This is a genomic window from Vibrio jasicida CAIM 1864 = LMG 25398, from assembly GCF_000400365.1.
In the GTDB taxonomy this organism is placed as follows: Bacteria; Pseudomonadota; Gammaproteobacteria; order Enterobacterales; family Vibrionaceae; genus Vibrio; species Vibrio jasicida.
The window spans coordinates 1-13,566 of record NZ_BAOG01000054.1 but is presented as its reverse complement, the minus strand read 5'-3'; the positions used below and the strand labels follow the sequence as shown (position 1 = coordinate 13,566).

Sequence of the window (13,566 nt, the reverse complement as noted above, 5' to 3'; positions counted from 1 at the left end):
CGTTAAAAGCTAACTTATTCAGCCTGCTCTGACTCCACAATACGCTTGAGTGAATGTGGGTGCAACTTGATACAAATACCTTGATACTTAAACGCCACGGTTGGGTTGTTCAAGCGTTCGCCTTCCCCTTTTGGGCTCGACAGTTTGATCTTCACGCCCAGCTCTCCTAACTCATCAAAACGCGCACCAAACGCAGGATAAGTGTGTTTCAAATCCGCTAAAAACTCATCGGCGGTTTCAGCATGAGACGGAATCACAAACTCCACATGTTCCCAGCTTTCAGTTGAGTAGATTTTGCCTTCCGCTGGGTATGGTAGCTCCAAACACTCTATCTTCCAGCCACGGCTTTCCAGTGCTTTATCAAATTCAATGACGATAATTGGGCGACCGTTGATTTTCGCTTGTGAAATCACCTTACCGTATTGGCTCCATGCTTCATGCGCTGCTTTCGCTGTTTCAGTATCATTAATACGCAATGCAATATGATCTGCTTGAGCAAAGCTCAGATCCAGTTTTAACAGGGATGCAAGCTCTTCAATCTTCGCCATAAATGCATCCAGATCTTGGATCATCAATTCAGGCGCTAGGCGTTTTTCAACTAGTTGAGTCGTCATTGTGGCTCTCTTATAGGGCGATTTATCTCATTACTCTGAGCGCAATAGTAAACGCAAACTAAGCCACATTTCCATTCAATCGAAAAAGTATAAATTTCCCCAATTCCTCTCTGTATGAAAAGCAATAAAGTTGTTATCATTAGCCCCATTTTTGTGAACTCCAACAGAACTCGGCACTTACTTCGCCGAGTTCTTCGTCCTTGAATTGAAGGAAACGCGTGTGAATATCCAAGCACTTATTAATGACAAAGTATCTCAGGCTCTAGAAGCCGCTGGCGCACCTGCAGGCAGCCCTGCGGCAGTACGCCAATCAGCAAAGCCACAATTTGGTGACTACCAAGCAAACGGCGTAATGGGCGTTGCTAAAAAACTGGGTACTAACCCACGAGAATTTGCACAGAAAGTACTGGATGTTCTAGACCTAGATGGTATTGCGAGCAAGACAGAAATCGCTGGTCCTGGTTTCATCAACATTTTCCTAAGCGAAGAGTTCCTAGCAAAACAAGCGGAAGCAGCACTGGCTGACTCACGTCTTGGCGTTGCAGCAGACGAAGCTCAAACTATCGTTGCTGACTACTCTGCACCAAACGTTGCTAAAGAAATGCACGTTGGTCACCTACGTTCAACCATCATCGGTGATGCAGTAGTACGTACTCTTGAGTTCCTAGGTCACAAAGTGATCCGTGCGAACCACATCGGTGACTGGGGTACTCAGTTCGGCATGCTTATCGCAAACCTTGAGCGTGTACAACAAGAGTCTGGCGAAGTTTCTATGGAACTGGCGGATCTTGAAGGTTTCTACCGTGAATCGAAAAAGCTGTACGATGAAGACGAAGAGTTTGCAGTAAAAGCTCGTGGCTACGTTGTAAAACTGCAAAGCGGTGACGAGTTCTGCGCAGAAATGTGGAAGAAGCTAGTTGACGTTACCATGATCCAAAACCAACGCAACTACGATCGTCTAAACGTATCTCTATCTCGTGATGACGTAATGGGCGAGAGCATGTACAACGACATGCTACCTAAGATCGTAGCAGACCTTAAAGCACAAGGTCTTGCGGTTGAAGATGATGGCGCGCAAGTTGTGTTCCTTGAAGAATTCAAGAACAAAGACGGCGAAGCGATGGGCGTTATCGTTCAGAAACGCGACGGCGGCTTCCTATACACAACAACGGACATCGCATGTGCGAAATACCGTTACGAGGAACTAGGCGCGGATCGCGTACTTTACTTCATCGACTCTCGTCAGCACCAACACCTAATGCAAGCTTGGACTATCGTTCGTAAAGCGGGTTACATTCCAGAATCTGTTTCTCTTGAACACCATGCATTCGGCATGATGCTAGGTAAAGACGGTAAACCATTCAAGACTCGTGCTGGTGGTACTGTTCGTCTAGCAGACCTTCTTGATGAAGCAGAAGTTCGTGCAGCACAGCTGATCGAATCTAAGAACCCTGAGCTAGCTGAAGACGAGAAGAAAGCGATCGCAAATACTGTTGCAATGGCAGCGGTTAAATACGCAGACCTTTCTAAGCACCGTACAACGGACTACGTGTTCGATTGGGACAACATGCTAGCGTTCGAAGGTAACACTGCACCGTACATGCAATACGCTTACACTCGTGTAGCATCTGTATTCGCTAAAGCTGGCGTTTCTATGGATGATCTACAAGGTGAAATCAAAATCACTGACGAGAAAGAAAAAGCGCTTATTGCAAAACTCATGCAGTTCGAAGAAGCGGTTCAATCTGTTGCTCGCGAAGGTCAACCACACATCATGTGTAGCTACCTATTCGAATTAGCAGGTCAGTTCTCTAGCTTCTACGAAGCGTGCCCTATCCTAGTTGCAGAAGACGAAGCAGTGAAACAAAGCCGTCTGAAACTAGCAGCGCTAACAGCGAAGACTATCAAGCAGGGGCTGTCTCTACTAGGTATCGATACTCTAGAGCGCATGTAAGCGAATTGAGAATCGAGATGATTTAGAAAGGTTGGCGTGAAAGCGCCAACCTTTTGTTTTATCTGGCGTATACTGATGTCATTCAATTCAAATCGGATAATATAATGAGTTTTGAACTGCACCCTCAACTGGCAAAAGACACCACCGTTATCGGTCACTTCCCACTGTGTGTGGCGCTTCTGCATAAAGACAATGCCGTGCCATGGGTTATCTTGGTACCTAAACGTGCAAACCTAAAAGAGCTTCACCACTTGCCAATGCAAGAACAGCAACAATTTTTGCTAGAGTCTCAAGCGGTAAGCCAAGCACTGGAAGCCACATTCCGTCCAGACAAGTTAAACCTTGGTGCGCTAGGTAATATGGTGCCACAGCTGCACATTCACCATATCGCTCGCTTCAAAGATGACGTCGCATGGCCTGGACCGGTTTGGGGTAACACCAAAGGTAAATTCCGTACAGAAGAAGAGCAAAACGAGCTACTTGGGCGCATTAAGAACGTACTGTCACTGAGCTCTATTTTCCAAAAGGCATAAGCACCGCGAGTAAAAATCATCCGCCTTTGAATACACACGAGATAAGTAGAGGAAGATTAATACATATTTGTAACAATCTTTCTCATTTTTCTGGGATTATCACTTAAATCAAACTTGTTTAGACTGCCAGCTCAATTAGAGAGGGTCATCATGAAACAAGTCTTCAACACATTCCGATACGTCAGCTGGATCGCCATCATCTGTTCTATGGCTGCTTCGTTCTTGCTTTTTGTTATGGGCGCAGCGAAAACCTATTCGGCGTTTGCAGTCTTCATTCTTAATCAAACACCTCCGGAAGCACTCGCACATTTAGATAAAGCAGATATCGCGATCGCTTATTTGATTAAGTCGCTGGATACATTTCTTGTTGCGCTAGTTTTGTTCATCTTTGCTCACGGCATCTACACACTATTTATTTCCAACAAAGCTAAAGCGAAAACACAAGAACAGTCGGTTTTACATTGGATCAGAACCCCAAACATCGGCCACCTGAAAAATATCTTGGCTGAAGTCATCATTGTGATTTTGTTTGTGAAGTTCTTGGAGCTCGTACTGATTAACTTCGACAGCTTAAATTGGACGATCTTGACCTTACCTATTTCGATTTTAGTTTTAAGTCTAGGGTTGAAGTTCCTCGGGTTAGGTGCGACTAAACACTCTGAAGAGCATTGATTCCGCTGTATTCACAATACAATAACTAGCAAAAGAAAAGCCGCATCGTTACTGATGCGGCTTTGTCGTCTTTACATGATAATTTTAATTGCTACATGGTCACTGTCAGTGATAAACCATCTTGCTTAGTTACTGAGTAACGTACTCGAGTCACATCATGAGCTTTATTGGTGTCGACTAGACGGTTAATTTTTCCCTTCTTGATCCACACGCTTAACATCGCGTCGGCGCCATCTTCACTCATCCCAAACTGCTTAGCCAGATCTGATTGAGAGACGATTCCTTTGTCTGCAATGTATTGATAAAGCTCTTTTAAAATCATGCTACTTGCGCCTCTAATGCACCGTTTTGCTTCTTACCAACTCGTTTGAACACACGGTATGTACCAAAGAAGATTGCTACAATTACCGCAATCCAAATACCACTGGTCACTGGGCTATCTGCGAAATGTGTCAGTTGGTTGTAGAACGTCGCACATAGGTAAGCCAATCCCATTGTCCATACTGCTATAAATCGAGCGAACTTATGGCCAAACTCACGTACGTAAGCACCCATTGCTGCAACACATGGTGTGTACAGTAAGATAAAGATTAGGTAAGCAAACGCTGCATTGCCAGAAGCAAACTGCGATTTGATGTTACCGAAGATAGAAGCATCGACTTCTTGTTCTTCTGCAACCGCATTTGAGTCAGTTAAGTCACCCACTTCAATACCTAGTGGATCTGAGTAGCTCAAACCGGCTAGGTTTTCTGGGATACTCATTACTGCCTCTTCTAGGCTGCCCATTAGGTCAAATTCTGCGTCTTCGCCGTCGCTTGGCGTAGTGTATAGACTGTTCAGCGTACCAACTACCGCCTCTTTTGCGAAGATACCGGTAATGATACCTACCGTCGCTGGCCAGTTGTCTTCTTGAACACCGATTGGTGAGAATACTGGAGTCACAACTTGCGCTGCTTTAGAAAGCACAGAGTTTTCGCTGTCTTCGTTACCAAAACTGCCATCAGTACCCAATGAGTTGAAGAAACTCAGAATAGCAACAACGATTACGATGGTTTTACCGGCACCTAGAACAAAGCGCTTCAGTTTTTGCCAAGTTTTGATCACGACGTTTTGTAGCGTAGGAAGCTCATAGTCTGGCATTTCCATCACTAGGCTATCACTGCTACCTGGGTAAAGCGTGTGCTTAAGGAAAAGACCCGTGAAGATCGCTGCCACAATACCAAGTAGGTAAAGTGCGAATACAATGTTCTGACCAGAACCTGGGAAGAATGCCGCAGCGAATAACGCGTATACAGGCAGACGAGCACCACATGACATAAATGGCGCCATAGATGCAGCCAGTTTGCGCTCACGTTCTTGGTCTAGAGTACGAGTCGCCATGATTGACGGTACGTTACAACCAAAGCCCAGCACGAGCGGAACGAATGCTTTACCCGGTAAGCCAATCTTCTGCATCACTTTATCTAGTACGAATGCTGCACGAGCCATGTAACCTGAGCTCTCAAGTACCGCTAGGAACAGGTACAAACAAGCGATAACCGGAATGAAGGTTGCAACCGTCTGGATACCGCCGCCGATACCATCAGCAAGCACCGTCACTAACCACACAGGCAAATGACCGTCTAACAAGTGGTGACCACCATCAACCAACAGAGCACCAACACCGATATCGAAGAAGTCGATGAACGCACTACCAATGTTGATAGAGAACATGAACATTAGGTACATCACAACGAAGAAGAATGGGATGCCCACCCACTTGTTCAAAATGAATTGGTCTAGCTTTTCAGTCACGCTGCGGCTTAACTTACCTTCGCTACGGCGTACTTTCTTACACTCTTCGTGAAGATGTGTGTATTTGGTGTCAGCCACATGCAGGTCAACATCAAGATCTAGCTCGGCAATCGTATTTTCAACACCATTGCGGTCTGCATCCGACATGCTATTAAGAACCAGTGCATCTTTTTCTAGTGCGCGAATCGCCAATGCTCGGTGAGAAACGGTTTGATCATTGAAAAGAGCCGAAACTTTGCCGATCGCCGCTTCCATTTGTTCGCCGTAATTCAAAGCGACTTCTTTTAACGCGACACCTTGAACCACAGACTTGTGCAGCTTCTCTTTAAATTCTGCTACTTGTGCTTTGTTTGTCGCTGAAAGGCTAACTACCGGGCAACCCAACGTTTTTTCTAGTTCTGCAACGTTGATGATTTGGCGTTCACGCTTAAGTGCGTCCATTTTGTTTAATACAACAATCATCGGACGACCAAGTTCGCGCAACTGCAGTGTCATATATAAGCTACGTTCAAGACTTGTTGCATCGACTACGTTGATGATCAGATCAGCAGGGTGCGTCAGAACCGCACGAGAGGCAATGGATTCATCAATACTGTTGCTGTCATTACCACTGTCTAAAGAGTAAATGCCCGGCAGGTCAGTTAAAGCAAAGTCGTCACCGGCATGTTTGAACTGACCGGTTTTCTTCTCGACGGTGACACCTGCCCAGTTACCTACTTGCTGCTTTGCACCAGTAAGACCATTAAAAAGCGTCGTTTTACCGCTGTTTGGGTTACCGACTGTAAGAATTTGGTATTGCATTATACGCGCTCCACTTCGATGCTTTGAGCAATAGCTTCTCGTAGTGCCACAGAAACACCACGTACTTCTACTTGCAGTGGGTCACCCATTGGAGCTCGTCGAATGACTTTCACTTCAGTATTGGGAAGTAAACCCATCACCATAAGCTTTTTTCTGACATCCGATGTAAGACCTTCCAATAAACGAATAGTCACCGTTTCGCCGGGTTTAATCTCTGATAACTTCATAATGGCCCTTAAGGGTAGTGCTAATGAGAAATATTATTATTAATAGTATACAGGAAGCAGATGATACTCCGCCATTCCCTTGCATTCATTGTGTGAAATCAAAGATTTCATTAATGCTTTTGACGAAATACAACGTCAACTCCGTTAATCAATCTCTCGTCATTTTCGTCAAAATTGAATATTTTCAGCAATACAGCAATTAACACAATCGCAACAAGCCAATACTAGTCAAACAAAATAACAAACAAAAACATGAGCTTAGGTTAAACTTGGCATTTTGTCGCTTTTCTCACATTAACCTGTCGTTATTTTTATAAGAAAAATAAGTAAGGTCTCGTATAGTTAATCCATCGAGAGGCAACAGCCACTCAAAAGAATTCCAGAGGTGACATGGCAACATGTCACTCCGGCAGCAAGCGAAGGTGTCATTGACACCCGTGGTATAGTCCCCCCGGCTATACCACGATATTTTTTTCTTCTCTTTCTTTATCCACTTAACGCTTTACTCCCCTTAATACTCAATACATCAACACTCCATTGTTCACTGTTAGTTTCCCGAACTTAATTGCACTACCTCGAGCACGCTCAACCCCACACAACCAAAAGATCATGTGATAAATAGTCATAACTCGCATCTCAAAGCATGCCTCTAACAAGCCGCGTCAAACCAAGTCGATTCGATGCTTGGCGTAATAAAAAGCCCAGCATCAAAACGAGCCGGGCTTAACAATTTAATAGCAGAGCATCAAAAGCTAATGAATCTAGCTAACTTGATTCTCTTGCGTCATAGCAAACTTAGACGGAGGTAAACCGAAGTGGTGCTTAAACTTTTGACTGAAGTAGGAAGGGTCATTAAATCCGCAATTAAATGCAACCTCACTGATTTTTTCACCCGCTAATAGTTGCTCACATGCTGTTTCTAAGCGCACCTCTGTAAGATAATCTTTGAAAGTTCTCGATGACGCGGATTTGAAACGACGCTGTAAGCTACGTTCAGACATAAACAGCAACTTCGCCGCAGAGGCGGTACCGAATTCCGCATCATGATAATTTTCTGCAACTAATTGATAAACTTTCATCAGCCACTCTTGCTCCGGTGACACTTTCTCCGATATTGGTTCTGATTGGGTAAATTCCGGTAATGATTCCTCAACATGGCTCAGCTCTTGCGCACATGGCCAAGTGATTTCGATTTTATTCTGAGCATCAGAGGCGAACATTGATAAATGTCCTCCACTCACCGATACCAGTTGAGGCAGGTTGTCCATACTTAAGTCTACATTTGTAGTATTAGAAGGACGCATCGTCGACACTTTACTAGGCAGTTGAGTTCCGTAATCGATAAAGCTGAGCGAAACAATGTCATTTCCCTCCTCTAAGACCAGCTTAACTGACTGACCTCGGAATGAACGCTTTATCGCATTAGCAAAGATGCTATTGAAGATAACATCGAGATTAAAACTCTCAAGTGCGATTCGACTGGATTTATAAGCATCTTCCAACTCGACAACAATGCCAGCTTTCGAGAAATCCTCTCGCCATACGTCAACGACAGACTGCGTTATTTGGCTTAGGTTGTAATTTTGGCTGCCACCGCTGCTATCTTCTGGCGAACTCTTTAATTCGTTAAGTTGCCAGTAGGTTTTCGAAAGATGGTCTTGGGTTGCTGAGTCCAGATCTATAGGCAACCTATTGGCAATGGAATCGACGCTTGTCTTAATCGATTGGGCAACATGGTCGACTAATAAGTTTCTTACCTGTATTTGCTTTCTCAACTGCTGATTACTGGTGAGTAATACACGACTTTGATGGCGTAATTGGTTTGTTTTCAATGTAACTTGAGCAGCGAGGTCACGGTTGGCCTGTAGTACATAGCGAGAACGCCAGTAAATAATCAAAGCAAGAATGACAATAACCACCATGGTAAAACCCGTGATCGCGAGTTTAGATAAATACCACGGTTCCAAGACAGTAAATTTCGAATCAAGCCCTATCATTCCAGAGGCTAATTGTGAGTCATTACTCACTTGTAAGTGATACTCTCCTGAATTCAGGTGCTCTAGAGTCAGTTGTCCACCTTCTAAAGTTTGCCACTTCTCATTTTCGTGCAAGCGATAATACAAATTCTGATTGTCAGGTTTAGGCATGACACCAAAAAGGAAACTTAAAGAAGACCCATACGGTAGCTTCATCTCCAAAAGATCGGCGCTTCCGACTTGAACCACATCATTTTCTAACATGACTTGGCTAACAATAAGCTTGGATTCTGGCGTATTAGACACCAGAAGCTTAGAAGCATCAGCCTTGACCAACCCATATTGCGAACCAAAGATAAGTTGGCGGTCACTATCCTCAGCACGCCTGATCGTATTACATACACCAGGCAAGAACTCATTATTTATCAAGCCGGATGAAGAGGAATAATGTTTCATTAACTGACCAGACAAATGGTAATAACTCAGGCCAACAGACGATGCGAGCCAGACGCCTTCAGAGTCACTGATCATACATGCAGGACGAGAGTTGGAAACACTCATTTCCATGACTTGCTTTGAATCACTACCTGGCACCGTTTTAAACACGCCGTATGCAGAGGCAAACCACTGAGAACCGTCGATTGCTGTAATCATGTCTAAGGATTCACCGTATTTTTCTGAGAAACGGTTAAATCGGATTCGTTCTCCATCGTACTCGTACACACCGTGGTCAGTACCAATCAATAACAGTTCTTCTTTGTCGTAGAGACGGGTGATCTTAGCAGGTAGGTATTGGCTGACTAACCAATCACTACCAAAGTTCCTAACTTCTTGGCTAGAAACATCAATATTAAATAATTGATACCCACTTGAAGCCCACAGTCTTGTTGAACCATCAGCAACGATATGTTCGATAGGTCGACCAGCCATAACCCTTAAATAGGGATAACTAACACGTTCTAAATCATTTAAATTGTAGATCTCTAATCCTGAAGACGTCGCCAGCCATAATCTGTCGCCTTGGAAAGCAAACTCATTGATTTGTGATGCTAAATTCATCACTTTCATGACACCTTTAGAGCCAGAACGATATAAGTTGTGGTCATCGACAAACCATAACACGCCATCTGGGCCAGTTAATGTCTGTCGAATACGGCCAGAAAGTGTTTGTGAGTCATAACTGCTGAAAGTAATACGTTCAAACTTTTTGCTGAATAGTGAGTAATAGCGAATCCCTTGATTCGTCGCGATCCACATTCCTCCCATATTATCGTTCAACAAAGAGTAAATTTTGGTACTCGCTAATTCGATCTCCAAGAAACTTGCAGGCGTCACCTGAGTCACAGCACCAGTCAAAAAAGAGTACAGATATAACCCTTGTTCTGTACCAACCCAATACTCTTGGTTCGTCTCTGCAAACGTCAAAACATGGGAGGCTCCGATTCTGATCACGGGTTTGTTAGGCTCGTAAATATTGAAAATCAGCGCACCTTTCAACGTTCCGATGAGTATTTCCCTTCGGGTATGCGAATAATAGACTTTTTCTATGTAGTGCTTACCTGAGGAAACGACGTGGTTAAACGAATTGCCTTCAGAAAGGTAGACACCTGATGTCGTCGCCAAGGCCCATTTTGTTTCAACAAATATGGCATCGTTGATGTATACATAACTATTGTTGCTGTGCTGATAAAGCTGGAGCAATGAGAAGGAATTCAGCTCGCTGGTGTCGATGTTATACGTATAGAAATGCGCACCATCACTGACCCAAATATATTGACCCGAAGAACCAATTTTACGTATTTGGGAGCCTGGATTGAGGCTAAAGACTAGCCGACGATCTCGATTTGGGTAGGTTTGATAAACTTCATTTTCAACAAAGGTCCAAAATGACCCTTTGTGATAGGCTAATTGTTCTTCTCTCGCTGGCAGGAAACTGCCTGATTTGGGAAGCGTCGTTTGACCGTCATAGAACAATACTCTGCCGTGAACATCATGGATCCATAGCCCGCCCTGTTCACCAGGAAACAATTTTTTCGCCGCAATAAAAGTGCCCTTAACCTGATTTGGCAAAGGGTAGAAGATCGCATTCGCTTCACTTGAAGCAAACGTTTGAAATGAGAGGATAAAAACCCCAAAAAATAGGGCTAATGGGCGCAGCAAGTTGAAATCCTTACATGTATCAATACGTGCGTGCTCTTGTACATTCATGCCTTCCATAGCTAAGTGTCAATATGGTTATTTCGAGCCGCTAATTATTGATAATGATACTTCAAATCCTTTAATAGGAAAGACTCACTGCGCCAAAGGTTGCAATTCTTACTGTTGGATCACGTTAAAAACGAATTCAGTGTAAGGAGTAACAACACATTTGTTACTTTTCGCTCAAACATTGACTAAAGCTATTCGACATTTGTTTCAGAAATGCAAAGTAACTGCCTGACTGTACATCAATTTCACTGCCTAGCGGATCAAGTACGCCAGTGTTCACGTCATTACCACGCATAACACTTTCGATCACTGCAGGAGTAAACTGTGGCTCAGAAAAGACACATGCTACATCGCCCGTCCCTAGTGTTTTACGGATATGAATCAATGTTTTTGCGCCAGGCTTGCGATCAGGAGAGACAGTAAAGTGGCCCATTTGGTTTAGCCCATAACGCGCTTCAAAGTAACCATAGGCATCATGGAAAACGAAGTACCCCTTGTCTTTAACTGGCGTAAGCTCTTGCTTAATTTCTGCGTCTGTCGTTTTCAGATGTTCATCAAATTTTTTCAGGTTTGCTGCATAAGTGCTGGCATTAGCAGGATCGATTTCAGCGAGTTTATGGGCGATCGCGTTAGCGACTTGTTGAACGGTTTCAATACCAAGCCAAAAATGAGGATCATGGGTACCGTGATCGTGCCCATCATGGTCGTGAGCATGCTCGCTACCAAATTCACGCAATTTAAGGTCTGGGATTTTACTTACGGTAAGCGTGTTGTCTTTGTCTGCTACCACTTTTTCAAGGAAGGGTTCTAAATCATGCCCATACCAAATAACAAGATCAGCCGCAGCCGCTTTTTTTACATCCGAAGGACGCAAAGCATAATCATGAGGAGAGGCATTATTCTGAAGTAACACATCCGGTGTTGTTACACCTTCCGTTAGCTCAGTTGTGATCATTTGAATAGGTTTGATGCTAGTTAACACGGTCACTGCGTGTGCAGGTAAAGTTAGTATTGCTGAAGCAACAAGAATTAGTGCTCTTTTCATAGTTTTACTTGGGATATGGCGTTGAAAGTGAGATAATGTTACATTATAACATCATCAGTTTGCAAATGAGTTTCATTCATGTCTTCATTAGTCCGTCTTGAACAGCTGTGCGTCGAATTCGATGGTCGTAGAGTTCTTGATAACATCAGCATGGAATTAGAAAAGGGTAAAATCACTACTCTTATCGGTCCCAACGGAGCGGGAAAATCCACTTTAGTTCGAGTCATTTTAGGGTTACAAAAACCGACAAGTGGCAAACTTACGAACAAACGAAAGCTGAAGATTGGATATGTTCCTCAGAAACTGAAACTCAACGACTCTCTGCCTCTCAATGTCGTTCGATTCCTTAATCTTGCTGGGAAATACAGCAAACAAGAATGCCTAGATGCTTTGAGATTAGTTGGAGCGGAACACTTACTAAATAGCAATATGCATCGCTTGTCTGGTGGTGAGAACCAGCGGGTATTGCTCGCTCGTGCTCTACTCCAGCGACCAGAACTCTTAGTACTTGATGAACCAGCTCAAGGCGTTGATATTCAAGGTCAGATTGACTTATACGATTTAATCGAAAGCATTCGTCATCGCTTCGATTGTGGTGTATTCATGGTATCGCACGACCTGCATCTGGTAATGGCGAAAACAGATGATGTCATATGTTTGCACCATCATGTTTGTTGCTCTGGCTCACCAGCGACGATTACTCAGCATCCGTCGTACATCGCTCTATTTGGTAACGCGACTCGTGAATCGCTTGCTTTTTATCATCATGATCATGAACACCATCATCACGATCTTGCTGGCTCTCCTGTAACAGGCGATGCGACATCTTGCTCACAACATAACCACGGACATCACCACCATGATTGAGTTTTTACTGCCTTCTATTCTTGCTGGCATTGGTATTGCCATTATTGCAGGACCATTAGGCTCTTTCGTCGTGTGGCGGAAAATGGCTTACTTTGGTGATACGTTAGCGCATGCTTCCCTAATGGGACTCGCCCTTGGCTTTCTGCTTAATGTAAATTTGTATCTGGCTCTTTTAGTGTGCTGTTTAGCCCTTGCGGTATTGCTCGTAACGCTACAAAAACAGCAACTCGTTGCCACCGATACCCTACTTGGTATTTTAGCTCATAGCGCCCTTTCCATCGGCTTAGTTTCTGTGAGCTTCTTGGATAATGTTCGCATTGACTTGATGAGCTACCTATTTGGTGATTTACTCGCCGTTTCTCCACAAGACTTAATGTTCATTTACGCTGGTGTTGTGGCTGTAAGTGCATGTTTGTACTTTTTCTGGCGTCCATTGTTATCGAGCACCGTAAGTGAAGAGTTAGCTGCTGTCGAAGGCGTAAATACAGATTTAGTGCGCTTAGTATTAATGCTGATGGTCGGTATTGTTATCGCAGTAGGTATGAAGTTTGTTGGTGCACTGATTATGACTTCCCTATTGATCATCCCTGCAGCAACCGCACGTAAAGTCTCTTCATCGCCGGAACAAATGGCCTTTTTCGCCTCAATCATTGGCTCTGTTGCTGTATTAATGGGACTCAGTCTGTCTTGGCATTTTGATACACCCGCAGGTCCTTCTGTTGTGATTAGCGCGACATCCCTATTTATGCTTAGCCAACTGATTAGGCGCAAAGCGTAAGACAAAAAGAAAAGCCTGCGAAATGAACTGACCCCCAATAGTTGGACACTAATTATTGGGGGTCTTTTTATGTCCAAATATAGCCGCGAGCTAAAAT

General features: G+C 43.9%; 11 protein-coding genes. 5 read left to right on the top strand and 6 right to left on the bottom strand.

Going from position 1 to position 13,566, the window contains the following annotated elements:
• Nucleotides 1-14 precede the first annotated feature (14 nt).
• Complete coding sequence (locus VJL_RS15795) at nucleotides 15-614, bottom strand: VOC family protein (RefSeq protein WP_038879278.1); 600 nt, start codon at nucleotides 612-614, stop codon at nucleotides 15-17.
• Between the two features lie 220 nt (nucleotides 615-834).
• On the opposite strand from VJL_RS15795, the gene argS reads away from it, so the two are divergent.
• The 3 genes from argS to VJL_RS15780 all read left to right on the top strand — a co-directional run bounded on the left by argS (nucleotide 835) and on the right by VJL_RS15780 (nucleotide 3,773).
• A complete protein-coding gene (gene argS / locus VJL_RS15790; RefSeq protein WP_038865662.1) occupies nucleotides 835-2,568 on the top strand; it encodes an arginine--tRNA ligase in 1,734 nt (577 codons plus the stop codon).
• Between the two features lie 104 nt (nucleotides 2,569-2,672).
• On the top strand, nucleotides 2,673-3,101 hold the full coding sequence (locus VJL_RS15785) for an HIT family protein (protein ID WP_038879276.1): 429 nt from the start codon (nucleotides 2,673-2,675) through the stop codon (nucleotides 3,099-3,101).
• Nucleotides 3,102-3,251: 150 nt separating this feature from the next.
• Nucleotides 3,252-3,773: a YqhA family protein gene (locus tag VJL_RS15780; RefSeq protein WP_038865664.1), complete on the top strand. Its 522-nt coding sequence runs from the start codon at nucleotides 3,252-3,254 to the stop codon at nucleotides 3,771-3,773.
• Nucleotides 3,774-3,864: 91 nt separating this feature from the next.
• Here the strand turns inward: VJL_RS15780 and VJL_RS15775 are convergent, their stop codons facing one another.
• The 5 genes from VJL_RS15775 to znuA form a co-directional block, all read right to left on the bottom strand.
• On the bottom strand, nucleotides 3,865-4,095 hold the full coding sequence (locus VJL_RS15775; protein ID WP_038865666.1) for a FeoC-like transcriptional regulator: 231 nt from the start codon (nucleotides 4,093-4,095) through the stop codon (nucleotides 3,865-3,867).
• Entirely contained in the window at nucleotides 4,092-6,368 is a 2,277-nt protein-coding gene (feoB, locus tag VJL_RS15770) for a Fe(2+) transporter permease subunit FeoB (protein WP_038879274.1), read from the bottom strand. The genes VJL_RS15775 and feoB overlap by 4 nt, the downstream gene beginning before the upstream one ends.
• Nucleotides 6,368-6,595, bottom strand: a complete 228-nt coding sequence (locus tag VJL_RS15765; protein WP_038879271.1) for a FeoA family protein — start codon at nucleotides 6,593-6,595, stop codon at nucleotides 6,368-6,370. The genes feoB and VJL_RS15765 overlap by 1 nt, the downstream gene beginning before the upstream one ends.
• 761 nt (nucleotides 6,596-7,356) lie before the next feature.
• Nucleotides 7,357-10,731, bottom strand: a complete 3,375-nt coding sequence (locus tag VJL_RS15760; protein ID WP_038879455.1) for an AraC family transcriptional regulator — start codon at nucleotides 10,729-10,731, stop codon at nucleotides 7,357-7,359.
• A gap of 211 nt (nucleotides 10,732-10,942) precedes the next feature.
• Nucleotides 10,943-11,824 carry a zinc ABC transporter substrate-binding protein ZnuA gene (znuA, locus tag VJL_RS15755; protein WP_038879268.1) on the bottom strand — a complete coding sequence of 294 codons (882 nt, stop codon included), beginning with the start codon at nucleotides 11,822-11,824 and terminating at the stop codon, nucleotides 10,943-10,945.
• Nucleotides 11,825-11,902: 78 nt separating this feature from the next.
• Here znuA and znuC point away from each other — a divergent pair, with 78 nt between their 5' ends.
• Nucleotides 11,903-12,691 (top strand): zinc ABC transporter ATP-binding protein ZnuC, encoded by a 789-nt coding sequence (gene znuC, locus VJL_RS15750; protein WP_038865671.1) that lies wholly within the window; start codon nucleotides 11,903-11,905, stop codon nucleotides 12,689-12,691.
• A complete protein-coding gene (gene znuB / locus VJL_RS15745; RefSeq protein WP_038879265.1) occupies nucleotides 12,684-13,469 on the top strand; it encodes a zinc ABC transporter permease subunit ZnuB in 786 nt (261 codons plus the stop codon). The genes znuC and znuB overlap by 8 nt, the downstream gene beginning before the upstream one ends.
• Nucleotides 13,470-13,566: the final 97 nt, after the last annotated feature.